General features: G+C 40.5%; 18 protein-coding genes. 4 read left to right on the plus strand and 14 right to left on the minus strand.

The window, feature by feature from the left end:
* Positions 1–5: 5 nt before the first annotated feature.
* Positions 6–563: a YraN family protein gene (locus HMPREF2086_RS12515; protein WP_232219095.1), complete on the minus strand. Its 558-nt coding sequence runs from the start codon at positions 561–563 to the stop codon at positions 6–8.
* Positions 564–758: 195 nt separating this feature from the next.
* Between HMPREF2086_RS12515 and HMPREF2086_RS05460 the strand changes: the two genes are divergently transcribed.
* Positions 759–1,493, plus strand: coding sequence for a YebC/PmpR family DNA-binding transcriptional regulator (locus HMPREF2086_RS05460; RefSeq protein WP_023927767.1), 735 nt, complete (start codon positions 759–761; stop codon positions 1,491–1,493).
* Between the two features lie 195 nt (positions 1,494–1,688).
* Here HMPREF2086_RS05460 and HMPREF2086_RS05465 read toward each other — a convergent pair whose 3' ends face one another.
* Both HMPREF2086_RS05465 and HMPREF2086_RS05470 read right to left on the minus strand, forming a co-directional pair.
* The gene (locus tag HMPREF2086_RS05465) at positions 1,689–4,571 is read right to left on the minus strand and encodes a PD-(D/E)XK nuclease family protein (RefSeq protein WP_023927768.1); all 2,883 of its coding nucleotides are present in this window, start codon (positions 4,569–4,571) and stop codon (positions 1,689–1,691) included.
* Between the two features lie 5 nt (positions 4,572–4,576).
* Positions 4,577–5,185 carry a bacteriohemerythrin gene (locus HMPREF2086_RS05470; RefSeq protein ID WP_023927769.1) on the minus strand — a complete coding sequence of 203 codons (609 nt, stop codon included), beginning with the start codon at positions 5,183–5,185 and terminating at the stop codon, positions 4,577–4,579.
* Between the two features lie 352 nt (positions 5,186–5,537).
* Here HMPREF2086_RS05470 and HMPREF2086_RS05475 point away from each other — a divergent pair, with 352 nt between their 5' ends.
* On the plus strand, positions 5,538–6,467 hold the full coding sequence (locus tag HMPREF2086_RS05475; protein WP_023927770.1) for a porin family protein: 930 nt from the start codon (positions 5,538–5,540) through the stop codon (positions 6,465–6,467).
* A gap of 249 nt (positions 6,468–6,716) precedes the next feature.
* Here the strand turns inward: HMPREF2086_RS05475 and HMPREF2086_RS05480 are convergent, their stop codons facing one another.
* The 7 genes from HMPREF2086_RS05480 to mltG all read right to left on the minus strand — a co-directional run bounded on the left by HMPREF2086_RS05480 (position 6,717) and on the right by mltG (position 13,221).
* A complete protein-coding gene (locus HMPREF2086_RS05480) occupies positions 6,717–7,874 on the minus strand; it encodes a pseudouridine synthase family protein (RefSeq protein WP_023927771.1) in 1,158 nt (385 codons plus the stop codon).
* A 12-nt stretch (positions 7,875–7,886) separates the two neighbouring features.
* Positions 7,887–8,768 (minus strand): hypothetical protein, encoded by an 882-nt coding sequence (locus HMPREF2086_RS05485; protein ID WP_023927772.1) that lies wholly within the window; start codon positions 8,766–8,768, stop codon positions 7,887–7,889.
* A gap of 162 nt (positions 8,769–8,930) precedes the next feature.
* Positions 8,931–9,500, minus strand: a complete 570-nt coding sequence (locus HMPREF2086_RS05490; RefSeq protein ID WP_034560402.1) for a 2-oxoacid:acceptor oxidoreductase family protein — start codon at positions 9,498–9,500, stop codon at positions 8,931–8,933.
* Between the two features lies 1 nt (position 9,501).
* Positions 9,502–10,329, minus strand: coding sequence for a 2-oxoglutarate ferredoxin oxidoreductase subunit beta (locus tag HMPREF2086_RS05495; protein WP_023927774.1), 828 nt, complete (start codon positions 10,327–10,329; stop codon positions 9,502–9,504).
* Position 10,330: 1 nt separating this feature from the next.
* Positions 10,331–11,455 carry a 2-oxoglutarate synthase subunit alpha gene (locus tag HMPREF2086_RS05500; RefSeq protein ID WP_023927775.1) on the minus strand — a complete coding sequence of 375 codons (1,125 nt, stop codon included), beginning with the start codon at positions 11,453–11,455 and terminating at the stop codon, positions 10,331–10,333.
* Between the two features lie 24 nt (positions 11,456–11,479).
* Positions 11,480–11,791 carry a 4Fe-4S binding protein gene (locus HMPREF2086_RS05505; protein ID WP_023927776.1) on the minus strand — a complete coding sequence of 104 codons (312 nt, stop codon included), beginning with the start codon at positions 11,789–11,791 and terminating at the stop codon, positions 11,480–11,482.
* A gap of 350 nt (positions 11,792–12,141) precedes the next feature.
* Positions 12,142–13,221 carry an endolytic transglycosylase MltG gene (gene mltG / locus HMPREF2086_RS05510; RefSeq protein ID WP_023927777.1) on the minus strand — a complete coding sequence of 360 codons (1,080 nt, stop codon included), beginning with the start codon at positions 13,219–13,221 and terminating at the stop codon, positions 12,142–12,144.
* On the opposite strand from mltG, the gene HMPREF2086_RS10795 reads away from it, so the two are divergent.
* Positions 13,160–17,101, plus strand: coding sequence for a YhdP family protein (locus HMPREF2086_RS10795; RefSeq protein ID WP_051397611.1), 3,942 nt, complete (start codon positions 13,160–13,162; stop codon positions 17,099–17,101). The two genes, mltG and HMPREF2086_RS10795, sit on opposite strands and share 62 nt — an antisense overlap.
* Positions 17,102–19,129, plus strand: a complete 2,028-nt coding sequence (locus tag HMPREF2086_RS05520; protein ID WP_023927779.1) for an ATP-dependent helicase — start codon at positions 17,102–17,104, stop codon at positions 19,127–19,129. It abuts the gene before it with no gap.
* 188 nt (positions 19,130–19,317) lie between these two features.
* On the opposite strand, the gene HMPREF2086_RS05525 is transcribed toward HMPREF2086_RS05520, so the two are convergent.
* Genes HMPREF2086_RS05525 through metE form a run of 4 tightly spaced genes read right to left on the minus strand, consistent with a single transcriptional unit; the run spans position 19,318 to position 25,000 of the window.
* Positions 19,318–20,526 (minus strand): hypothetical protein, encoded by a 1,209-nt coding sequence (locus tag HMPREF2086_RS05525; RefSeq protein ID WP_023927780.1) that lies wholly within the window; start codon positions 20,524–20,526, stop codon positions 19,318–19,320.
* 12 nt (positions 20,527–20,538) lie between these two features.
* Positions 20,539–21,612: a HaeII family restriction endonuclease gene (locus tag HMPREF2086_RS05530; protein WP_023927781.1), complete on the minus strand. Its 1,074-nt coding sequence runs from the start codon at positions 21,610–21,612 to the stop codon at positions 20,539–20,541.
* The gene (gene dcm / locus HMPREF2086_RS05535; protein ID WP_023927782.1) at positions 21,612–22,592 is read right to left on the minus strand and encodes a DNA (cytosine-5-)-methyltransferase; all 981 of its coding nucleotides are present in this window, start codon (positions 22,590–22,592) and stop codon (positions 21,612–21,614) included. The genes HMPREF2086_RS05530 and dcm overlap by 1 nt, the downstream gene beginning before the upstream one ends.
* A 38-nt stretch (positions 22,593–22,630) precedes the next feature.
* On the minus strand, positions 22,631–25,000 hold the full coding sequence (metE, locus tag HMPREF2086_RS05540; protein ID WP_023927783.1) for a 5-methyltetrahydropteroyltriglutamate--homocysteine S-methyltransferase: 2,370 nt from the start codon (positions 24,998–25,000) through the stop codon (positions 22,631–22,633).
* Between the last annotated feature and the right edge of the window lie 265 nt (positions 25,001–25,265).

Here is a 25,265-nt window from a genome sequence, read left to right on the forward strand (position 1 = left end):
GTTGCTTATGTATTTTGGCTTACATTTGATAAAAAACTGATTTTATCGCCCTTTATCAAAACTGCTGAAACACAATAAGGCAAGGAATCTAAATCAATATTTTCTAATTCCTTGCGAAGTTTTGTGCTAGATTTTGTAGTGATTTTTGCAGTGGATTTTGCTTTTTTTGTGCTTGTTTGGATTTTTTTGCTCGTATTCAAAAAATACGCCTCTATGCTTTGATAGATTTTGGATAGTTTTTTTTGCGTGATAGCATAAGCAGGTTCGGCTTTTGTATAGCTTTTTACTTCTATAAAGTGCAAGGTAGATTTTGAAGCAGTGGGATTGAGGAGAAAATCTTTTTTAGATTCTTTAGAATCTAGCTTGCACCTAAAATCCTCCTCACGCTCCAAAAAAATATCTTTGCACTTCAAATCCTCGCAGGCTTTGCACTCATTGCCTTCACTTGTATTGCTAGTTTCCAAAGCGATAATATCTATCTCGCCAAATCGCGAGTGAAAATTGCGCTCTAAAATCACAAAACCATTAGATTCTAGCCAAGCGCACGCTCTGTCCTCGCCAATTTTGCCTTTTAGTGCGGATTTTGTGTGGCTAGGCTTAGTTGTTGTTGTGGTTGTTTGATGATTTTGGGTGGTGGATTTTGGTGTCGTTTTTGTCATCACGCGATTCCTGCTATATAAAGATTTTGGCTATAAAGTAGCAAAATCTAAGCCAATTTTTTCTATAATTTCAAAATCTATTTCACAAAGGAAAGCACAATGGGACGAGCGTTTGAATATCGGCGGGCGGCAAAAGAAAAGCGTTGGGATAAGATGAGCAAGGTGTTTCCAAAGCTCGCAAAAGTCATCACAATGGCGGCAAAAGAGGGTGGGAGCGACCCAGCTATGAATGCCAAGCTTCGCACCGCCATAGCCAACGCCAAAGCCCAAAATATGCCAAAGGATAATATCGATGCTGCGATTAAACGCGCAAGTGGCAAGGACGGGAGCTTTAGCGAGGTTACTTACGAGGGCAAGGCAAGCGGTGGTGTGCTGATTTTTATCGAATGCACTACGGATAATCCTACCCGCACGATTGCCAACATAAAAAGCTACTTCAACAAAACGCAAGGTGCGCAAATCGTCCCAAACGGCTCGCTAGAATTTATGTTTGCACGCAAGAGTGTGTTTGAGTTTGTCCTGCCAGAGGGCAAAAGCACGGAGGAAATCGAGCTAGCTCTCATTGATTATGGGCTAGAGGAGCTAGAGAGGGCGGAAGAAAACGAAGATTCTGAATCTTCTAAGAGATACGCGGCTATCGGGGAGTATAGCGATTTTGGGACTTTGAGCGAGGGGTTTGAGAAGCTAGGAATCCCCGTGCAAAAGGCTTCATTACAACGCATTCCAACAAGCCCTATTAGCCTAAGCGAGGAGCAAATTACCGAGCTAGAAAAACTCCTTGATAGAATCGAGGAAGATGACGATGTGCAAGCGGTTTATACAAATCTAAGCTAGTTTTTTTACATTTTTGTTATTCTTCGATAGTTATTTTTTGTTTTGCATATTTTACAAATGATGTAAGTATGGGCAAAAACAAGCACAAAACAACATACGACCACGACCTCATTGCAAAATATAACGACAAAAATTGCTTTTCTAAGCTAGCAAACGATTTTTGCTGTAAGCGATTTTGCAAGATTTTAGTTATTTTTAAGCGCGGTTGCACAGCCAGATATATGGGCAGTTTCGGCAAATTTGCAGCTTGGAAGTAAGCGAAAAATCCACCTTGCCAACGCTTTTGGAATTTATATCCTCTTTTTTATCCTCGCTTATGCTTTTTGCCACACTACCTTGCAAATTTACATTATTTTGCAAATCCACACTATCTTGCGCTCCTGCACTATCTTGCAAAGCATCCAAAATCATCTCTTTTGCCTTTTTAGCTTGATTTTGATTTGGGATAAAAAAAGACTTTTGATTTTCACGCAAAAAATATAGCCCCGCTTTCACGACTTCAAATTCCTTAGAATCTTTTTCTTGGCTGTCTTTTTGCATAGATTCCATTGCTTGAGTATCTTTTCTGTCTTGATTTGCAAAATCTCTGCTTATAAATTTTTCTAAACCCACAAAATCTTGTCCCAAATCCCCCGCACACTCTCCACCCAAAAATCCTAAATATCCATTTTCTAACAAACTTGATTCCACCAAAAGTTTATAAAAAGCAAGCTGAAAATTATAATATGCTTTATCGGCTTTATCTCGCGAATACTTATAATCTAGTATCCAAATCCGCCCTTGCGCGTCCATATCAAGCCTATCAATCCTCCCTTTTAACAAAAATCTTTTTCCATTATGAAGTAGGCTAGATTCTAGCTCACGCTCACAATCTAGCACACACAAAGCATTTTTGCCCTCACCCTGCGATAAAATATCTTGTGAATCTTGGATTCTACTTGCTTCACTATCCCAAAATCCACGCATTTCTAGCGCATTTATCTTGTATGCAAATCGCTCTTGCATTGTGATTTTGTATTCTTGCGTGTTTTGTGCTTTCTTATCAAATCCCTCACCCAATCTCGCTTCAAATTCTTGCTTGATTTTTTCAAGCATTTCTGAACTTAGCGGTGTATTTTTGTATTTGCCAAAAGCAAGACAAAGCGCGTTATGCAGATTTGTGCCAATCTCCATAGATAGATTTTCCTCATCTTGTGGCTTAATTTTTAGCAGATATTTGAAGTAAAATTTGCGCTTGCATTGGCAAAATGTCCACAAACTCGTAGGCGAAAATCTAAACCCATCCAAACTTCCAAAAATCCTAAAATCCTCTTTTTGCGATAAATTTCTGCTTAGTAAATCCTCGCGTGGCAAAATGATTTCCTCATCGACAAAAGCAGGCAAAGATTGGCTAGGAAAAAGTGCGTAGAGTTCATCGCCATTTTGGCTTTTTATGTTTAGCTCATCTAGCAGGCTTGCCCTTGTCGTTTCGTCATTTTGGGTGTGGGAGAGATACACTGCTTTGCGTGTATGCAAAAAAAGTGAGTAGTAATAATGCTTTTGGAGCTGTTCTCTATCTTTTAGTGTTGGCATACCTAGCTTTGAGCGCATAAAGGTGTTTAGAAACATATCGCTATCTTTGACTTTGGGGATAAAGTCATCATTACAATCAAGCACAAAAACATACTCAAAGCTAAGTCCGCGCGTTTCTAGCACTTCTATCACCCGCACTTTTCCCCCGCTTGTGTCATTTTCCCGCAAAGAGTGCAAATCTTCTAAAAAAACCTCCACCACTTCTTGCCATTCTAGTGCGTTTATATAAGAAGCGATTTGAGCGTATTGCAAAAGAATTTCTTGGATAGAGTTAGCGATATTTGGGGAAGTATCAGCATATATCCCGCTAGAATCTAGTATAGATTCTAGCGTAGAAAGATTGGTATTTTGCTGTGAAATATTTGCGCTATTTTGGGTGTCTAAAATAGTATTGTTTTCGCTAGGGTTTGTTTTTTGATGTCCTGCATAAAGCAAAGATTCTAGTTTGTCAAAAACGCCAAATTGCTCTTTGCCCATCGCGTAGTTTAGATTTCGCGCTTCATCTAGTAGCTCAAAAAACTCGACAATATCACTGCTAGGTGTGATGATAGCGATTTGCTCGCCATCTACGCCACTTGCTAATAGCTCACGCACTTTTTCTAGCACAAACGCACACTGCCCTATTCGCAGCTCAAAGCCAAATGCTTCAATGCTTGGCAAGGAAGCAAGAGGAGATTTTTGTATAATTTTGCAGGTAAGATTTTGGGTGGGAATGCTTTGAAAATCAGGTTTTTTTTGAACATCTATGGTGTAGCTAAAGCCAGATTCTAGGTTATTTGGCTCTAGCATTTTGGCAATATAAGGGAAATGTAAGGCGTTGTATCTATCTAGCTTAAGATGAATGTATAGAGGCGTAAAAAGCGCGATTTGCTCCAAAATGTAGGATTCTAATGGGTTCAAAAACCCATCAATAAAAATCTCTATCCTATCAAAAGAGCGGATAAACTCGCTAATAATGACTATTTCATCTTTTTGTGGGACGCTAAAAAAGTGCTCCTTTTGTAGCGCATTCTCAAAACGAGTGAAAATCTCCTCAATGATAGCCAAATGCTCGGTAAAATCCGCGTAAATATCACTATTTGGAATATCACTAAACTTGATATTGTGTTGCTTGATTTCATTAAACAAATACAACAAAAAATCACTTCCCTCCAAGTAGCCCAAAAAACTTTTTTCAAACACCAAAAGATTTGTGATATTTGGCTTTTGCTCGATGACTTCACGCAAAATGCCTTGCAAAATGATAGTTTGGATTCTGTGATTTATGCGGGTTTTGTGTGGGATAGTGTAGGATTTTTTGAAAAACTCGCCAATGCTTAGTGCCTTTGGCATAAGCCCTTGTGGTTGTTTGGAGTAAAAATCCATAATCAGCCGTTGGGTAGAAAACACATATAGTGTGCGCTCTTGGAGTGGGGCTTTTGGTAGCGTATCGCTTTTTTGTGTATTTGTCGCGTTAGAGTTTTTTGCGTTGGTGGCTTTTGAGGGATTTTGCTCGCTTTTATTCATCTGCCTTAGCCCTCTAGGACTTCATCTCGCACAAATTTTATGATTGATTTGCATTTTTTACAGTGAAATACCGAACCACTTTGAGCTTTTTTGTGCACGCTATCTAGCACGCGGAAAGACTCCCTACAATCGCAACTATAAAAATGCGCCACTTCCTCTTGCTCTAGCAGTTTTTCATCTAAGAAAATAGGGCGATTCTCTTGTGCGATTCCTTGTTGGGATTTTTTGTGCTGCTTGTGCCACCGCTCGATTTTCATATCCTCTTTCATAATATGCTCTATTAGCCAATCGTGCGTGATTATGGCTAGCTTTTTTTTGAAATCATATTGGATATTTTGGATTAGATGAGACATCTTAAAAACAATATCTTTGTGGATTTCGCGATGCTCTTCTAAGTGTGGATAATTGATACTTGCCATATATTCTTCCTCATCGTGGAAGTGAAATTTCATATAATTAAACAATTCCACAAGCATAGCCTTTATCTCACTAGAATCCACCTGCTTATGTAGCAGTTCAGCTGCCTTTTTTGCGATGACAAAAAGCCGCTTATGCTGCTCATCTATATGCTCGTTTTTTACGCTATATTTGTCGTCCCACTGCGGAATCAGCATAGTGCATCTCCTAATCAAGCACAAAAAACGCTTATCTTAAAAGCGCGATTTTGTGCGCAATCGTTGTGTAATGTTTAGCTACTAAAGCTAAGATTATACCACAACTAGCCTTTTGGGTAATCTTTATGGCTTGATTTTGGAGTATTTTAGGGATTTTTAGACAAAAATTGCAATTTAGAGTTTTTATAAAAATCCGTAAAAATAGATTTTTGATTTGAATTTTTGAGATTTTAAAAATCTTTCAAAAAACATATAAAAATTTTACACATTTTAGCTAAAATCCAAATCGTTTATTTTGCTCAAGTATTTGCTAAGGACAAAATAAAAACTACCCCACGATTAAGGAAAACAGATGAGAAAATCAAAAATTCTTAAATCCACTTGCGTGCTAGCTTGTGTGCTAAGTGCCACTTTTGCTAGCGCAAACCCTACAAACACTCCTACACACACTTCGCCACAGCTACCACAGCAAAGTTTGCAAGCCAAGAAGACTTACTTAGAGCAAGAGCTAAAAGAGCTAGAATCTAGGGAAAGAGACCAGCTAGAAATAGAAACTCTAGAAGCAAAAATACAATTCCTAAAAGAAAAGCAATCACTCCAACCACAAACCCCCATAAAAGCCCCAGCTACTCAATCCCAAGAGCCTATAAGCCAACAGCCCGTAAGCTATGCACTCCAAGATGAATACGATGATGACGATGAATACGATGACGATGATGAGCAAGCCCAAAGAGATGCCGAAGTCAAGCGTGCGTTTGGAAAAAACCGCAATGGTGTTTTTCTGCGCTTTATGGCAGGAAGTATGCGCCCAAAAACAGCTTTCAATAGAGAGCAAGAGATTGGATTTGGATTTGGTGTGGGGTATCAGAGATTTTTTAGCTTTTTGGGGTTTGGCAAGCCTAGCAAAAGTCCTCTAGGATTTAGAGTGTATGTGGATTCTTTCGCTCCATTTAGCAATGGTCGCACCCAAACAATGTCAAGCGCAAATATTGATGGCTTGCTAGAATTTAACTTCCCCAATAGTTACTCATATTTTGGTGTGTTTGGTGGCGTGGGATATGCTAGATTTGATGTGTGGGATTCTACTTCTCAAATGCTAAGTTTCCGCTCCAACTATCACAGAAATACTATTGCGTATAACTTCGGTGCAGCACTCACGCTCGGTGCGAAGCATAGGCTAGAGTTTTACTACAAAGTATTGCCAAAAAGAAATACCACGAGGCTTGATTTTGCTTGGAAAGAGCGCAATATCATAGCTTTTGTTTATCAATATACTTTCTAGGAATTTTTTCTAAAAACTTTTGCTAGTGTTTTTTCTAAAAAATATCTAGCCTAGAGTTTTTTACTTCCCTAAGATTTTGTTGCATTTGTAGCAAAGTCTTAAGGGAAAATGACTTTTTACATTCCCACTAGATTCCCCCCCCCCCCCCACCCAACGATTCCTTTACTTTTAGGTTTTTAAGCAAAATCTACACTTTTTTGTGTTTTTGCGTTGTTTATCTTGTCTGTTATTTTGCCTATATTTTTTTATCTATCTTGCTTCCCACCACGAGGGGGCTTTCGTAGAAAGCATATAGCGCACCCCCTCATAGCAAAAATCCACACCAAAAGAATGCAGTGCCAAAACCTTATCTGCAAAATCTCTACATTTTTTATTACAAATTTCATTTAATTCCTCGTTTGTGTGGCAAGTCTTTTTAGAATCTGCTTGCGCTTTAGATTTTACATTTGATTTCTCATTTGGCTTTGTTGTGGATTTTGTATCTATGTTTGCGCGGGTTGCAGATTCTGCTCTAATAATGCGAAGTTCATCTAAATATCTCTCACTTACTTCATCGCTTACCCCATAGAGAAAGTCATTTTCTATCGCGTGTCCTATATGTGCTAGATGCAGTCGGATTTGATGAGTGCGCCCCGTGAGTGGAAAAGCCTTGATAAAAGTATGCTCCCCATCAAAATATATGGGCACAACGCGTGTAATCGCACTTTTAGAGGATTTTTCTTTTGTGGCGGATTGCAGTATATTTGATTCTAGTGCGGAATATTCTAGTGTAGAGGATTTTGGCGTGCTAGATTCTGTCGCATTAGATTTTAGCGCGGCATAGTCGATTTTGGAGCGAATAGAGAGGTTTTGGCTTTTTTGAGTGCGGGTAGGTGTGATGATAGGTGCATTTATGTGGCATTCATTTTTGATTTCTCCGCGCACTTTTGCTAGATAGCATTTGTGGATTTTGCGATTCATTAGTGCGGTTTTTAGGGCTATTTGAGCTTTTTTGTGCTTTGCTATTAGTATCGCTCCACTTGTTTCAAAATCAAGCCTATGAATGCTTTGTGCCTCATCTCCACAAAAAAACCGAATCGAATCAAGCAAGCTTTTATGCAAAAAGTTACCCTTTGGGTGTGTCAGTAGCTTTGGCGGTTTATCAAATAATGCAAAATCTTGTGTGCAAAAAATAGGCTTTAGTAACTCACTTGCTTCGTAATAATGTGGCGAAAAATGCGTAAGCCACACGATTCCTTGCAGTATGTCGCTTTTTTGTGCGATTTGCCTAGCGTCTATGCCGATACGCAATCTAGCCTTATCGATTGTCTTTTGGGCTAGCGCGGGCGTAAATCCAAGAGTTTGGGTTAGAAATTTTGTCGCTTTTGTGGGAGAATCTACAAAATATTGCGAGCGAATAAATGGCAAGAGAATCTCTACTTAGTTTTGTCGATTTAGCCGTGTTTTTGGTTGGTTTTGTGGCGTTTGTGATTTTTGTAGGCTAGATTGTTTTTTCTTTGGATTATCTAGGCTATTTTCCTCGCTTGCTTTTTGGGTATTTTCTTTTGTGCTATCACTTTTGCTATCATTTTTTGGATTTTCTTTATTTTTTTGATTTGCTTCTTTTTTTGCCTCTTCTTCAAGCATTCTTTCTGACTCTTCTTTTAGCTTGGTAGCGTATTCGGTGCGAAGTTCATCTAGGATTTCATCTGCTACGGATTCTAGCACTTCGTCATTTACCCTAGCATAAATCCTATCTAGGACATGCCTTCGCACTACTTCTCTATAATACGCCACAAGTTTTGGCAAAACATCAGAAACTATCTCATCAACATAGTCATCATCATACCGTTTATCGATTTTCATACGAATCTTTGCGTGCCCTTTTCTCTCCAAATCATCAATATATTCCTTACCTAGTTTTTTTGTAAGGCTAACTAGCTTGTTTTTATCAATCTTTTGCATAGCCTTTTTAGTTATCTCCTCCTCTAATTCAGTGAAGTTTCTGCTACTATCAACGGCTACGATAATGTCATAAAGCCTATCCTCTATCTCATCAAACACTTCTTCTGATATTTCTTGCTGTATAGTAGATAGCTGGATTTGGCTAGATTCTGCTTGGGTATTTGCTTCATTTGAGCTACCCTCATCTTTCTCATCTTTGCTTTCTTTTGAAGCGATGATTATGTTGTCTTTATAAACAAGATGATGATGATAGGACAAAGAGCCAACCAAAAGTCCCACCACTAGCACAAGCAATAACGCAATAATGCCAAATGCTTGCTTGGGTGTAGTGCCTCTATACCTAAATGATTGCCTCATTGGTGTCCTTTAAGCAAAGTCTTTATTAAGAAGTGGTGGAAGTAATAAAAGTTTTATAAAAGTGTTGTAAAAGTTTACCCTAAGATTTTAGCAATCTTAGGGTAAAAATGTTGATTTTTTGAGTATTTTGGGCTTTTTAAGTTGTTTTTGTAGATTTTTTGGCTAGCCTTTAGCCGCACCTTTGCTTAATGCTTCTTGTGCATATTTTTCGCCCAGCTCGTAAGCCTTTTTGTTTAGCTCCACAACTTTAGCAGGCACTTTAGAAATCATCGTTTCATATACCAAATCCCTATCCACACACTTGGTAAATGCCACCGTTACAGCAAGTGCCACAACTGATTGTGTTACGACATTGCCGACTTCATCTTTTGCGATAGAAATGATTGGAATTTGATAGATTTGGAATTTTTGCAAATCCTCCTTGCTAGGCGTAACAAGATTTGGCTCAACTACGATGATGCCACCCTCTTTTACGCCACTTTTGAATTGCTCATAGCTCACTTGCGCGGTGGATAGCATAAAGTCGATATGCCCCTCATTTGCATAAGGATACAAAATCTCATTAGAATCAAGCAAAATATCCACTTTAGTGGGTCCGCCACGCACTTGAGAAGTATAAGTAGAAGCTTGGATTCCATAGCCACCAGCGCGGATTTTGGACTCGGCTAAAATCTCCCCCGCAAGCAAGACGCCCTGCCCTCCCACGCCTGTAAATCGTAGTTGTGCTTCCATTTTATGCTCCTTTTGTGGCTTGTGCTTTAGCGATGACTTCCTCATAGGCATTGCAATACTCCTGCCTTGAAGTATCGTGTTTTAGGATACCTGTTGGGAACTTGCCTATTTTTTCCTCATCGCTCATTTCATCATATTTACGCTTGGTAACTATGCGAGATTCTATCCATTTTAGCACTTGGACAGCTTCGCCCATTTTGTTTTTGCGCCCTAAGTTTATATGGCAGTTGCTATGAATGTCAAAAAAGCTGAAGCCCTCGTGCTTAAAGCCCTCAAGCAAGACTTTCTCGATTTTTTTTGGGTCTAGCACAGATTCTCGTGCGATAAAAGACGCCCCCGCAGCATCGACTAGCTTGCAGGGGTCAAAGCTATTTTCGATATTTCCATATTGCGCAGTAACCGTCCACATTCCCTTAGGTGTGGTAGGCGAAGTTTGAGAGTTTGTAAGCCCATAGATGAAGTTATTGACTAGCACATAGTTTAAGTCGATATTGCGCCTGCAAGCGTGAATAGTGTGATTCCCACCGATAGCAAGCGCATCTCCATCACCACTTACGACTATGACGTGCTTTTTGGGATTTGCTAGCTTTATACCTGTGGCATAAGCTAGAGCGCGTCCGTGAGTGGTATGCACAGTATTGCAATTCACATACGAGCTCATTCGCCCGCTACACCCGATACCACTCACCAAGCACACATCATCCATCTTCCACCCTAGTGCATCAATAGTGCGAATGATAGATTTTAGGATTACTCCATCGCCACAGCCCCAGCACCACAAAGTGGGCATTTTATCCACTCGTAAATATTCATCATAATTAAACGCCATTTTACATCTCCTTGATTTTTTCTATGATTTGAGTAGGCGATATGCTTCTACCATTTGCCTGCCCCATAAACTCGACTTTGCGCTCCAAAATCCGCTCAACTTCCTCTAAATACTGCCCTTTGTTTAGCTCAATTACTAAGATTTTGCTAAATTGCTCTCCTAGCTTTTTTAGTCGCTTTTGCGGACTAGGCCAAATCGTAATAGGACGGAATAATCCCACTTTCTTGCCCATTTTCTTTAGCTCTATCATCGCTTCTTTGACAGATAGTGCCGTAGAGCCATAAGCGATTATAGCGATGTCTGCACCCTCCAAATCCAACTCCTCATTTTTGCAAATATGCTCCTCCCTAGAATCTATCTTTGCAAATAGCCTATCAATCAATGCCTGCCCTTGTACTGCGTCCTCTGTGGGGAATCCTAGCGGTCCGTGTGCTAGCCCTGTGATATGGTAGCGATAGCCTTTAAAAAATGGATTTAGTATCGCGCTTTCATTTGCGCCAACCTCATAAGGACGATACTCTTTTGGGTCGCCACTAAATTCTCGTCTATTGACAATCGTTTTTGCCACATCAGCTACTTCAGGGATATATGCCTTGCCATACATATGCCCTATCGTTTCATCAAGTAGCAAAAACACAGGTGTCATTAACTCCTCTGCTAGATTAAACGCCCTAATAGTTTCTGTATATGATTCTTCTAAATTCCCCGGTGCGAGTGCTACGGCTTTGAAATCCCCGTGTGTAGGGTGCTTCAAAAAGCTTATATCGCCCTGTGCTACGCGTGTAGGCATACCTGTGGAGGGTCCTGCACGCATTACATTTGCTATCACTAATGGAATCTCTGCCATAAATCCAAGCCCGATTTGCTCAACCTTTAGTGATATGCCCGGTCCAGAGCTTCCTGTCATTGATTTTACGCCACTCATCGCCGCACCCAAAGACACGCAAATCCCACCAATCTCATCTTCCATTTGGATAAATCTACCACCATTTTTAGGCAAAAGCACGCTTAGCTCGTGCATAATGTCCGAAGACGGTGTGATAGGATACCCACCATAAAATCTACAACCCGCATCAATGGCAGCCTTTGCTACCAACTCATTGCCACCTGAAATTACTTCTCGCATTATTTCTTCCTTAAATCTTTAATTTTAGAGTGCCATATATTTATTCTCACGCACTTTTTGCGCTCTTTCTTGCGCTTCTTGCGTGAGTTTAGCAAATTTAAAATCTTTTCTTTCTGCGACATATATCGCAAAATCTGGGCAATGCAACTCGCACTCACAGCACCCTATGCAACTCTCTGGGTGTGCCACTTGTATGACTTTGCCAAGCACTTTGTGTGTGTCTTGCCTCATAGAGAGGACACCTGCTGGACAGCGTGATACACATATATCACACGCTTTGCACCTGCTTTCATTTACCCAGACAGGCGTATTATCTGGGGCGACCATATTAGACATTTTTTCTCCTTTAGCTATTGCTTTTATCTAGGAATTATAAGCTAGATTCTCTAAACAAATGCTTGTTTTGGTGTTGCAAAATATGAAGTTTAATAAGAATGCACTAGAGGAAAATCTGCAAACATTTCGCTTTAAGAAATGCTTAAAAATCGCTCACTCTTTTGCACCTACCAAACTACCCTTTTACAATCGGTGCAAATTTTTATATAAATCAACTTAAAATAACCTTATTTAGTAAAAAATTTTTTTACTATTTTGCAAAATTTCTCATTTTTGTAGCATTTTTGCATAAAAACACTCTAAATTTTCTAAAAGCAAGCAAAATTTATAAAAACGACAAATGCCAAAATCTACTTCTTAAAATTCTCTTTGTGTTCTTTGTAAGTCTTGCTAAAGCTGTGTTTTCCCTGCTTATTTCGCACAAAATAAAGATAATCCACCTTTGCAGGATTTAGCGCGGCTTTTATCGCTTCTATACTTGCGCTTCCCACAGGTGTAGGCGGGATACCTTTGTTTAGATAAGTGTTAAATGGCGATTTGTCTTTGCGGATTCGTTCAGGCGTTACGCGTGAGTGAGAAAACTCCCCATAATTTAGCGAGCCATCCATTTGCAAAGGCATTCCTAGCTTCAAGCGATTGTAAATCACGGCAGAAACTAGAGGCATTTCATCAATACTAGCAGCTTCTTTTTGGATAATAGAAGCCATCGCCACATACTTAAACCACTCTTTTTCATCATATTTCCCAAGTATTTTTTTTGCTAGATTTTTGTGCTTATTTAGCGAGAAAGACACGAGGTTTTTTATGATTTCCTCTTCATTGATTCCATTTGGAATCTTATAAGTATCAGGCAAAATCACACCCTCTTGATATGGAGAATACTGCTTAAAAGCGTTTTTTAGTCGCTCCTCATTGAGAGAAAATTTTTGGGAAATATCTTTTAAGAAAAAATACATTGTCTCCCCGGGGATAAGTGTGATTTGAGATTGTGCAGCCTTTGCAGAAGTAAGCAAGTATAAAAAATCGCCCTTAGAAATAGTGTGAAAGATTTTTGCACTCTCAAAAGTGCTTTGGCTAGCTTGTGCTAGATTTTGATTTTCTACATTTTGACTTTGTGCTAGATTTCCTATGATAGATTTTTTTCTAGGCTCTAAGCCACACTCTGTGCTTACTCCTTTTATGCCCGCACTCATATCGATAATCCCATATTGAGGCTTGCCCCAAAAGCGCAATATGTTTTTGTCAAATTGATTAACTTCAAATCCATTGTTGCTTAAACTTGTTATAATTGCAGCGATACTTCCTTGAGGCACACTTACCATTTGGGTAGTGCAAATAGGCAATGCCAAATACCAAAAGAATGCTAAAATGACGATAAAAAAACCATCCAAAAAACTACTTAGCGTTTGTATTATCCTCTTTGTTGTCATTGCTACCCTTTTTTGTGGATTTGCGCTTTTGTATTCGGGAGTGCGCATAGAGCAGATGCGCATAGCCAAAGTTTCTATTAGTGGATTATACCTACGATTGCACAATAAATTTATCCTAGAAATCCAAGAAATCGACTTATCCCAAGCAATGAGCGAGCCAAAACCCAAAAAAGACTTTGATTCTACCAAAATCACTGATTATGTGAAATACGCGATTTGGGGGATTGCTTATTTTGAGCATTTAGATATTAACCGTATCGTGCTAAGCGATAAATACACCGCTTCTGTATCTTATGACGGTGCAATGTATTCGCTATCTTTTCCCAAGCTACAAGCTGTGTTTGATGTCAGCACCAAAGACAACAATATGCTACTTGACATAAAATACCTCACAATGAGTGAGCCAGATTTTAGTGTCGGTGGTCGTATCATTTACGCACCAAAAAGCAAAAAAGTAGGATTTGGGCTTGTGGTGTTGCCTATGGATATAGAGGATTTGCGCTTGCAAAACGCGCAAAGCGCGCAATCCTCAAACCCCACAAAATCAACACAATCAAAAATGTCCCAAACCAGCGCAGTCCCCGCTCAAGCACAACAAGCACTTGATGAAACAAAACTATTTTTGCAAGGAAGCAGTGATTTTAAAACCCTAAAACTAAAAGCAAAAACTACCAAAATCAAAAACCTAGATTTCCTCCGTGATTTACTCAAAGAAAGCGCGATTTTCCCAAGCCTAAATCAATGGCTTTTTGCTAGCTTAGATTTTGATTGCATTGAGTTGCTAGATTCTAGCTTTGATATTTCTCTCTCTCCCAAAAACTTCACAAAAACTCTCCTGCAAAACACCACTGCGCAAGCCCAAGTCCAAAAAGTCGCCTACTATTTGCCAGCCTCTTTACAAGCACCCCAAAATCCAAGCAAAAAACAAGCGCGATTTCCCACGCCATTTACTACAAAAAAACTCCACCTCACAATGAAAGACGGTAACCTAACCCTTGCCCCAGAATCACTAAGCTATGATTCCCTCTCACTGCAAGGCACAAGCCTTACTTTCTCTTTTGAAAAATCCCCTACCCTACATATCGCGCTTGCCTCGCCAAAAGTATTGCTTAGCCAAAATGTGCATAATCTTTTCAAATACTTCAACATAAGCCTACCCATAGATTCCCTAAAGGGCGATATAAAAGCCCAAGTTGGTATTACCATAGATTTAGCCAAAAAATCACAAAATCAAACCAAAGAATCTAATTCGCAAGATTCACTAGAATCTAGTGAATTAGCTTTGCAAGCTACAAATTCTACAAACCCTGCAAATCCTGCAGATTTTGCAAATTCTGTGGATTTTGTTGATTCTGTGAAAGATTTGAACATACCAAGCACTACTCCCACTCATTCTACTTCGCCTGTGGCAGTGCAAGGAAGCATAATCGCAAATGACGCTACGATAAAGTCCTCAAATATTGATGTGCTTACCAAATCCGCCCTTGTCCAAATCAACATAAACCCAAGCACAGGGGATAATTCCCTAAGCATAGAGACAAAAAACACAAGCTATGAAAATCTATTTGATATTGACACCAAAACCACGATAAACCTAAGCGAAAAAAGACTAAAAACAAGCCTTTTTGTGTATTCTTTGCGTATCAGCACAAACCCACAAATAAACGAGCGGATTTTAAGCCCAGAAAATATCAAAAAGCGAGAAAACTTCATAAAAGAGCTACACAAAAAATCAACACAAGTGCTTAAGCCCATATACTACGCGAGTAATGCTTTCACAAGCACAAAAAGTGATATAGCAAATGTCCTACTTGCAAGGCTAGATTCTACAAAAGATAGTAGCGAATCTAGCGAATTTGTAATGCCAAAGCCACTAGAAACGCCCTTTGAGCCAAAGTTTGACACACCAAGCACGAACTCGCCAAACACGACTACAACACCTCAAAGCACCACTCCTATGACTCCTAAGACAACGCCACCTAGCATAAATCTCCCCACCCCACCCAAAAAAGAAAAAAACTCGCAAAAAAAAACAAATTCTATCATAGAAAAAACAGGAGATATGCTTTTGCCAAAAACCTCCACCCCCACCAAAAAGCAAGCCCCAAATGAAGCCGAGCAAATCGCCAAGCTACACCCAAACGACAATGATGATGGCGAAGATATTGGCAGTGTCGATGAATCCAATGCTAATAAACCTAATGAGATTATGCAATCTCCAAAAACCCCTAGCCAAGTCGCCCCACAAAAATCCTCTCAAAAGCAACAAAAGCAAGAATCCAAAAAAGCACTCCCACAAGAATCAACACAAAAAGATTTAGCCCAAAAACCAAAAAAAGAGCAATCAAACAAACTAAAACCCACACAAGAAACCCCAAAGCCCACCCCAAAATCAAGCGGCAAAATCATAACCAAAGGCGTGGAACTAGATTTTGGCAAACCTATGAGTGAAGCCACTATGCGTGCCAAAATCATTGAGCTTATCAAAGCACAAAACGAAGATGTATTTACTTATGATATTTTCCGCGCGGACAAATCAAGCCTCCCTCAAATCGACATAGATATGGACTTCTCAAGCGATGAAGTCTCTATAAGTGTGCCAAGTCTGCAAACTTACGCCAAAATGCTAAATAGCCAAATCGTTATTGCTGTGCGTGATTTTAAGCTATTTACCCCTCATTCACCGCTGATGAAATATCTAGGACTAAACGCGGGCTCGGCTATCGTTCATCTAAAGTCAGCAAACGAGCTAGCATTTGAAGTCCAAATCAAAGATTTCCCCACATTTTTGCTAAAAAAGGACAAAACTCCGCTAAAAGATTTTGTCTTTCAAGGGCAGTATAAAGACAAAAAATTGCGCGTAAAAAGCGCACCTCAAGGGCTAATCTCATTTGAATCTTATGACAACACAATGCTTGCAAAATTTAACAACATTGATATTGATATTAACGCACTTTTATCAAGCAAGATTCCTGCCATAGAGGAGGCTTTTAGCATTTCAGATGAAAAAAGCGTGGTTTTTACCAAAGAGCAGATTTTGGCTGAAAATGAGTTTTTGCGACAAAAGCGAAGATATGAGCGACAAAACAACCTAAAGCCCCATATCATCGCTATTGAAGCGCGAAATATCGTAGGCTTTTATAAAGAAATCACTCTGCCATTTGATGATTTTAACGCAAAGATTCGAGATGATAGAATCACAGCAGACGCCACTTATGGCAATGGTATTGCAAATATTGATATTATCCACGGCAATACACTATTTAAGGCGGGGAATTTTGGTGCAGAGTTCCTAAACCGCATAATCGGGCGCAAAATCGTAGAGGGCGGGTTGTTTGAAGCGGGTGGAATCTATAAAAACGACATTTTTAATGGCGAAATCTCTATGCAAAACACGAGTTTTAAAGGATTTGCTATCGTGCAAAATATCATAGGGCTTATTGATACGATACCATCTCTTGTGATGTTTCGCTCGCCCGGACTTAGTGGCAAAGGCTACGAAGTCAAAAACGGAAAAATAATGCTCGGGCTAAATACGCAATACATAGCCTTAGAATCAATCGATTTAATCGGTAAAACAATGGATGTCAAAGGTAGTGGAATCATTGAGGTAGAATCTAGCGAAGTGGATATTGGGCTATCTATATCTACGCTAAAAAGCCTAACTTCAGTGCTAAACAAAATCCCAATCATAGGCTACCTAATACTTGGCAAAGACGGCAAAATCACCACCCAAGTGAGTATCGATGGCACACTAGAAAATCCAAAATCTCAAGTAAGTCTTGCTGAAGATATTTTAAGCGCACCGCTAAACATTATCAAACGCGCATTTACTCCTGTGGATATGCTAATTGATGAAGTAGTAAAAAGTATCGACTAAATGCCCCTCTCTCAACTAAATGAGCAGCAATATGCCGCTGCTACCGCACCACTAGGACACAATCTCATCATCGCTTCTGCTGGCACGGGCAAAACTTCCACGATTGTGGGGCGCATAGCACATTTGCTAGAATCTGGCATAAAGCCAAATGAGATTTTACTACTAACCTTTACCAACAAAGCCTCCCAAGAAATGATAGAGCGCGTAAGCAAAAGATTTGGCAATCTTGCCAAAAAAATCGAATCAGGGACTTTCCACGCCGTAAGCTACCGATACTTGCGCGAAAAATACTCCATAAGCCTAAAGCAACCAAAAGAATTAAAAGTGCTTTTTAAATCAATCGCACAAAGTCGCATCTATGTCGAGCAAACCTCAAACCCTCCATATTCTGCGCAATATTTGTTTGATATTTACTCACTATTTCTAAACGCAAGTGGTGGGCTAGATTTTGCCAAATGGCTAGAGGGCTACACTTCTAGCGACCATAGCGCGTATATCCCTATCTATGAGGGGATTTTCGATGAATACACAGAGCTAAAAAAAGCGCACAATTATATGGACTACAATGACTTGCTACTTCACTACGCCAAAGAAATGGCACAAATCTCCTGCCCTTATGCCGAAATCCTATGTGATGAATACCAAGACACAAATCCCCTGCAAAATCAAGTCATAAATTCTATCGCTCCACAAAGTCTTTTTTGCGTAGGCGACTATGACCAGAGCATATATGCCTTTAATGGCGCAGACATTAGCATCATCTCAAACTTTACCAAAAACTACACAAACTCAAAAGTATGGACACTAAGCAAAAACTACCGCTCCACACGCTATATACTAGATTTGGCAAACACAGTCATACAAAAAAACGAGCGCGTCTATCCAAAGCAGCTCGAAGTCATCAAGCAAAATGAACCAATCCCACCCAAACTACTTGCGTATGATGAGCTACTAGCCCAATATCACGGAATCGCCAAAAAAATCCTAAGTGCGAACTATCCACTAGAAGACATAGCCATAATCTATCGCAACAACTCAAGTGCTGATGGCTGTGAAGCCTGCCTAAGAGAGCTAAATATCCCATCAAAGCGCAAAGGCGGTGTGAGCTTTTTTGACGCAAAAGAAGTCGCGCTACTGCTTGATATGTGCTCTCTTTTGCACAACGGCAAAGATATGATGTCTTATATCAATGTCCTAAGCTACGGGCAAGGCATAGGCAATGCTATCGGCAAAGAAATCTATGAGGCACTCTACACACTAGGTGGAAATAGCGCAAAAGCAGGGCTACTAAGTCCAAATAGAGAAATCCGCCCCTACGCCCAAAAAGCAAAAAACTCACAGCTTGGGCTATTTGATGACTTTTTTGCTTTGCAAGATTCTAAGCGATTTGATAGCGTGATAAAAAACAATGGCTTTGCCTCTCACCCCATACTTTCTCACCCCAAGCTACACGCGCAAGGAGCGGAATTTTTGGATATGTTTTATGAGCTAGTATCTAGCCTAAATCCTGCAATCCACCCAAGCAAACTCATCTGCCAAATTGCAAAATCTAAGCTATACACTCATATCGCAAAATCACTATGTCTACAAAGAGCAAAAAACAAAGATGGCATAGTCGATGAAAATCTAGCAAACGAAGCTATGGAGCGCATAGAGCGCAAGGCAATTTTGCTAAGTGATATTGCCAAAAACTACGATAACTTGGGGAGATTTTTAAACGCGATGATTCTAGGTAGTAGCGAAAACACGCAAGGAAGTGGTGTAAATCTACTCACTATCCACGCAGCAAAAGGGCTAGAATTTGGAATGGTGTTTGTCATAGACTTAATGGATGGGCGATTCCCCAATCGCAAGCTAATCAGCAAGGGCGGAAGCCTAGAAGAGGAGCGGAGACTGTTTTATGTCGCCATAACCCGCGCAAAAGAGATACTCTATCTATCTTATGCCAAAAAAGACGCCATAAAATCCATAGACTATGTCCCATCACTTTTCCTATATGAGGCAAATATGATAGAAAAAGGCAAGTAAAAAAGTAGAATATAAATTTTTTGGACAGGAAGCAAAATAAACAAAATCTAGCAAGTCCAAAAAAACCTATCACTTTTTTTTGACAAACTTTTTAGCATTTCTGCAAAAAAACTTTTTTAGAAAGATTTTTTTTATATTCTTATCGCTATTTTTTGCAAATTTTCTACACAAAAAATCTGCGGACAAAATTACAAAAACTCCCTCAAAAGCTCAATGTGATTACTACTCATAAAGTGGATTTTGGGCGCGGAGTTACACAAATTATGCAAGTCCTCCCACACCTTGCGCGATAGCTCTAGCCCGACTTCTCTTTCATAGTCCTTGCCTTTCGCGCTCGCGCTCTCTAGCTTCTCTAGCCACTCTTGCGGGATATACACCCCGGGCAGTTTGTCGCGTAAAAATACCGCCACGCGAAAGCTAAGCACAGGGAAAAATCCAAAGATGATTTGCGTGTCCCTATTTGTTTGGTGGTTTTCTTCGTAGCTTGTATCGCAGTTTGTTTCGCGCCCTTGACTCGCACCCTCTTGTGCAGAGCCTCGCGCTACCTCGCGCTTGGCACTCTCTAGTGCTTCTAGCAAAAACTCCGCTGATTGTCGTGCAAAGATTGGTTGGGTAAAAAACGCGCAAATTGGCGCGTTTGCTAGCTTGCGCTTGATTTTGGTAGCAAGCGAAGCGGGATTATTGGAGTAGGAGTTTATCACAGCAAAGTTATAGATTTTGCTTACAGGGCTTGCAAGAGGCTTGCCATTTAGCGCAATTCCAGAATTTAAATCCCTAATAATCCGCGCAAGTTTCAAGGAATTTTCCTCAAACACCCCCTTAGACTCTGCGCAATCGCCTAGCTTCACAGGGTCGCCCGTGAGGGAGAGAAACGCTCGCAGTCCAAACTCGTTTGCCCCCAAAATCTCGCCACACAACGCCATAGAGTTCCTATCGCGCATAGAGAGCGTGCAAATTAGTGGCTTTTCTAGGGCGTTTTGGAGCTTGATAGAGCTAAGAATCGAGCTAGGTTTGAAGCGCGCCAAAGGCGAGTCCGTGCAGACAAAGGCATCGATTGTATTGCTAAGCGTTTTTGTTTGCGCGGATTTTGGTGGTGTAGCTTCGTGTAGCGTGGATTTTTGCAACGCGTCTTTGGAAATCTCGGCTTTGTCTAGCGCGTTTTTTGGTGGCGTGGATTTTTGTGGTGTAGTTGTAGATATTGCTTTAGAAGTCGCACTTTTTTGCAACGCATTTCTAGAATCTAGATTTATGTTAAGCGCGGATTTGATTTTAGCGCAAAATTCGCTTGTATCCCCACCAAGCGGAGGCGTGAGCTCAAAGCTCAAAAACGCTTTGTCCGAGCGGATTTTATCCACCAAAGAATCAACACCAAAATCTCTATCACAAAATTTACTCATCGCCACCCCTACTTAAAATGTAAATATCTCATCTTTAGATAACACCTCATAATGCCTATCAGTAAGCATTTTTGGCAAATCTTTTGTCGGAGGAAACTCCTCCATAATCTCTACTTGCAAATTCTTTAGCACTTCATCGCCTAGCTTATTTGCATATTTTCCGCGCAGTGCCTTTTCATACCACTTTGTCAAATCAGATTCTGTGATAATGCTAACAATCTTGCTCGCATAGCCAATTTGTGCTAGTAGTGATGAGATTATATCCTTTTCTGCTTCTTTGCAAACGATGATAATTTTATCACTTCGCACACCTTGCGTGATATTTTGTGCCATTTGCACTTCAAGGCTTAAATGCTTTATTTGCACTGCTGCCCCAAAGTTTGCATACATATCAAGCCCTCTATCTGCCGCATTTGTAACGCCTAAGCGATAAAAATGTGCGTTTTGTGTGCTTTTTAGCGTTGTTTCATCTATCCCTATCACAGATTTTGCAAAATCGCTAAACTCCTCTAGCAATGGTGCTTTTTGTGGATTCATATTGACCGTAATTGTTATCTCTAAGGCTTTGGTTATGCTTTCAAACAGCGCATAGACAATGATTTCATAGATTTTATCAATGCTTCGCTTTAGTCCTGCTTCACGCCAAAATAAATCAATAAATTCTTTTATTTGAAAAGTCTCTTTATTGGCATTTATGCAGTAAGAAAGTGCGTTTTTAAGCTGTGTGTATTTGTGCAAAAATTGATTGTAAATATATGCTTCGATGATTCCGTTATGGTTTTTGTTGTGCGCTCCAAGTGCGCTAAGTAGGTGTGGTGGAATGGCATTAAACAAATCATCTTGGAATTTTGCCGAGCTTGTGGATACTCTGCCAAGTAGCGCGATACACATTTCATCTCTCCACACCTTGCTTTTGTTGCGATAGGTTTCTAGTCGCGCTAAATCAATATCCCCAAAAACCCTATCTCTATACAAAATCTCTGCGATTTGAATGGGTTTATATAAATGAATGCGTGATTTTTTGATGACAACATCAAGTGCGGTTTTTGCTTCTTTTAAGTCATTTTGTTGTGTAGTGTGTGCCATTACACAGCCTTGATATGCGCACTTTGCGTGTTTTTACTGCGTTGCTTTTTACTAAAATTATTTAGTGCCTTTAGCATTTCTTTTGCCACAGCTTCTATCACAGGCACAGCCACGCTGTTACCGATTTGCTTTTTGAACGCACTATAAGGCACGACAATCTTATAAGATTCTGGAAATCCTTGCAATCGTAGCATCTCGCGCTCACTTAATCTACGCTCGTTATTTACAAGCAAGTAGTTCGCGCTCGCCCCCGCACGCAGCGCACAAGAAAAATGATGAGGCGTTATGCTACCGCCGACATTCTCGTGCGTGATATATGGCTTTGCAATCTCTTTTTTCATTCGCGCAATTCGAGAGGATTTTATCGCTTCATTGACAAAATACTTTTTATCTACGCTAGATTCTAGAATTTCGCTTAGACTTTTTATGCTATTGTGACTTCCAAGCACACCAAGCGGAAAGGCAAAATCCACATTTTCTCTAAACCCACAAATAATAATCCTCTCGCGCTTTTGTGGCAAGCCAAAATCTAGCGCGTTTAGCACTTGATAATGCGTGTAATATCCTAGATTTTTTAAATGCTCCAAAATGATTGCAAAAGTCCTGCCTTTATCGTGGCTTATGAGATTTCTCACATTTTCTAGCATAAATGCTTTGGGCATTTTATCGCGCAAAATCCGCTCGATTTCAAAAAATAGCGTGCCTTGTGTCTCGTGCCTAAAGCCTTGCTTATCGCCGATAATGCTAAAGGGCTGACAAGGAAACCCCGCACACAAAATATCAAAATGCGGAATCTCGCTTGAATCTATGCGGGTAATATCGCCATAAGGAATCTCGCCAAAATTTGCAAAATAGCTTTGTTGGGCAGATTTATCCCATTCGCTTGAAAACACGCATTTCCCACCTGCGCGCTCAAAGCCCAATCTAATCCCACCTAGCCCCGCAAACAAATCAATAAAGCTAAAAGATTGTAGTGCCATACACTTGCCCTAAAACTACCCTAAAAACACACGCGTTTTTAGCCTTTCCTCACCGCTTTGACTGCTTCTACCATATTTTTTAAGCTCGGTTTTACTTCCTCCCATTTGCGCGTTTTTAGTCCGCAGTCTGGGTTTATCCATAGTTGCTCTTTTGGTAGCACTTCTAGCAGGGCTTTGATTTGGGCTACGATTTCCTCTGTGCTTGGGATTCTTGGGGAGTGAATGTCATATACGCCCGGTCCCACTTCGTTTGCATAGCCCACGCTTTTAAAGACTTTGAGTAGTTCATTGCCACTTCGCGCGGTCTCTATGCTGATAACATCGGCATCGAGGGCTTCTATGGTTTTGATAATGTCGTTAAACTCGCTATAACACATATGCGTGTGAATCTGCGTAGCGTCCTTTGCCACCGCCGTAGAGATTTTGAATGACTCTAGTGCCCACCGCTCATATTCTTTGATATTTTCAGCGCGAAGCGGATAGCCCTCTTTGAACGCCGCCTCATCGACTTGGATTATCTTTACCCCCGCGTTTTGCAAGTCATTGATTTCATCAGCGATTCCTAGCGCGATTTGCTTACACACCGCCTCGCGGCTCAAATCATCGCGCACAAAGCTCCAATTTAGGATTGTAACGGGTCCTGTTAGCATTCCTTTCATTATTTTGCTTGTGAGGCTTTGGGCGTAGGTTATCCACTCCACAGTCATCGCCTTTGGTCGCGCCACATCGCCATAAATGATAGGTGGCTTGACACAGCGTGAGCCATAGCTTTGCACCCACGCGTTTTTAGAAAATACAAAGCCCTCCATTTGTTCGCCAAAATACTCCACCATATCGTTGCGCTCTGGTTCGCCGTGCACGAGCACATCTAGCCCCACTTCCTCTTGGAATCGCACGCAGTCGATAATGTAGTCCTTTATGCCTTTTTCATAATCGCTTGGGCTGATTTCGCCTTTTTTGTATCCTAGCCTTAGGGCGCGAAGTTCGGGCGTTTGGGGGAATGAACCAATAGTGGTGGTGGCTAAATCAGGGTAGCCTAGCACTTCACGCTGAATTGCTATGCGCTTTTTAAATTCTGAATCACGCTCTTTTTTAGCGATTTTTTCCACACGCTCGCGGATTTTGGGATTGTTTGTTTTAGTAGATTTTGCGCGGGAGAGATTTGCTTCCCTATTTTGCTCCCACGCGGCTTTTGTCTCGCTACCTATGCCGTTTCTAAAGACTTCGTTAAGTAGCACGATTTCGCTTAGTTTCTCACGCGCAAAGCTAAGCCACGATAAAATCTCGCTTGGGATTTTGCCACTCTCCTCGCCCTCCTTGCTAAAAGGCGTGTGAAGCAGTGAGCAAGAGCTAGACACTACGATTCGCTCCTTTGGCACGATTTTGGCGATTTGCTCCAAAGTGGCGAGTTTGGATTCTAGGTTTGCCACCCAGATATTGCGCCCATCAATCACGCCAGCGAAAAGCACTTTGTCGCTTTTGGCGATTGCTTCGAGTGAATCGAAATTTTTAGCTCCTGTGAGGAAGTCTAGCCCGATTCCATAGATTTTGGTCCCAAGCAAAATCTCGGTTAGCTCCTTGCTGTGCTCAAAAAATGTGCTTACAATCGCGGTAATGCCTTTCTCTGTGATGCTATCATAAATGCACTTTATGGCACTTCCGCCTTTGTTGCACTCAAGCCCGAAAATCCCCGCATCAAACCCGCGCACAAAAATGGGTTCGCTAAACTCGATGATGACTTCATTTCCACCGCTTTTTAGCGTGGCTAGCTCATCGATTAAGTCTAAATATGCGGATTTGACTTTCTTAAACACTTCGCTAGGCTCGCCCTTTTGGATTTTGCTAAGTGCGAAAAATGTGAAAAGCCCTATGAGGTTGATTTTTGGCTTGTATCCAAGTGAGAGGGCTTCCTTATACTGCGCGATTATGCCACTTGCATCGGTGCGGTAGCTATCATCTATGCTTAGCTCTGGCACGACATAGTGATAGTTGGTGTTAAACCACTTTGTCATCTCGCACGCCACGCCGTTTTTATGCCCCCTAGCTAGTGCGAAATAGCCCTCTAAGCCCTCTAGATTCTGAAACCTAGCGGGTTTTGCGCCCAGCGCGTAGGCTAAATCAAGCACATTGTCATAGAAACTAAAGTCATTGACACATACAAAATCTAGCCCTTTTGCGTTGCCCGCGCTATTTACGCCACTATTTGCGCTCTCATTTGCTTGCAGGCCTGCGTTTGCTTGCAAGCTCCAATGCTTTGCGCGTAGCTCTTTTGCCGTGCTTTGTAGCTCGCTTTCACTTGCCTTGCTAGCCCAATACGCTTCTAAAACCTTTTTTAACTCTCTATTTTGCCCGATTCGCGGGAATCCCAAAATGTTTGTTTGTGGGAAATTTGTCTGTGGATTGCTCATTGTTGTCCTTTTTGGTGGAATCTTAAAATTTTGGATTATAGGCAAAATTATTAAACACAATATGTGTTTATGCAAAAAAATTACTTGTTTTTATACAAATTCTACCAAAATCAAAAATATATCCTTAGATACTTTTGGCATTTTTAGCACATTTTTAGCACAAGATTTTAGGCTTTTTATTCTATTTTTTTAGATTCTTTACATTTTTTATTAAATTTTTAGTCGCTTAAATGTTTTTGTTGTTGCCATTTTTAGATTTTCTTAG

This window comes from Helicobacter macacae MIT 99-5501 (assembly GCF_000507845.1).
Lineage (GTDB): Bacteria > Campylobacterota > Campylobacteria > Campylobacterales > Helicobacteraceae > Helicobacter_B > Helicobacter_B macacae.

Excerpts from the sequence above, each read along its gene's own strand:
- HMPREF2086_RS05470 (WP_023927769.1), bottom strand. The coding sequence starts at position 5,185 with ATGCTGATTCCGCAGTGGGACGACAAATATAGCGTAAAAAACGAGCAT.
- HMPREF2086_RS05525 (WP_023927780.1), bottom strand. The coding sequence starts at position 20,526 with ATGAGTAAATTTTGTGATAGAGATTTTGGTGTTGATTCTTTGGTGGAT.
- HMPREF2086_RS05495 (WP_023927774.1), bottom strand. The coding sequence starts at position 10,329 with ATGGCGTTTAATTATGATGAATATTTACGAGTGGATAAAATGCCCACT.
- dcm (WP_023927782.1), bottom strand. The coding sequence starts at position 22,592 with ATGGCACTACAATCTTTTAGCTTTATTGATTTGTTTGCGGGGCTAGGT.
- HMPREF2086_RS05530 (WP_023927781.1), bottom strand. The coding sequence starts at position 21,612 with ATGGCACACACTACACAACAAAATGACTTAAAAGAAGCAAAAACCGCA.
- HMPREF2086_RS05460 (WP_023927767.1), top strand. The coding sequence starts at position 759 with ATGGGACGAGCGTTTGAATATCGGCGGGCGGCAAAAGAAAAGCGTTGG.
- HMPREF2086_RS05505 (WP_023927776.1), bottom strand. The coding sequence starts at position 11,791 with ATGTCTAATATGGTCGCCCCAGATAATACGCCTGTCTGGGTAAATGAA.
- HMPREF2086_RS05475 (WP_023927770.1), top strand. The coding sequence starts at position 5,538 with ATGAGAAAATCAAAAATTCTTAAATCCACTTGCGTGCTAGCTTGTGTG.
- HMPREF2086_RS05520 (WP_023927779.1), top strand. The coding sequence starts at position 17,102 with ATGCCCCTCTCTCAACTAAATGAGCAGCAATATGCCGCTGCTACCGCA.
- HMPREF2086_RS05500 (WP_023927775.1), bottom strand. The coding sequence starts at position 11,455 with ATGCGAGAAGTAATTTCAGGTGGCAATGAGTTGGTAGCAAAGGCTGCC.
- HMPREF2086_RS05485 (WP_023927772.1), bottom strand. The coding sequence starts at position 8,768 with ATGAGGCAATCATTTAGGTATAGAGGCACTACACCCAAGCAAGCATTT.
- HMPREF2086_RS10795 (WP_051397611.1), top strand. The coding sequence starts at position 13,160 with ATGACGATAAAAAAACCATCCAAAAAACTACTTAGCGTTTGTATTATC.
- metE (WP_023927783.1), bottom strand. The coding sequence starts at position 25,000 with ATGAGCAATCCACAGACAAATTTCCCACAAACAAACATTTTGGGATTC.
- HMPREF2086_RS05490 (WP_034560402.1), bottom strand. The coding sequence starts at position 9,500 with ATGGAAGCACAACTACGATTTACAGGCGTGGGAGGGCAGGGCGTCTTG.
- mltG (WP_023927777.1), bottom strand. The coding sequence starts at position 13,221 with ATGACAACAAAGAGGATAATACAAACGCTAAGTAGTTTTTTGGATGGT.
- HMPREF2086_RS05465 (WP_023927768.1), bottom strand. The coding sequence starts at position 4,571 with ATGAATAAAAGCGAGCAAAATCCCTCAAAAGCCACCAACGCAAAAAAC.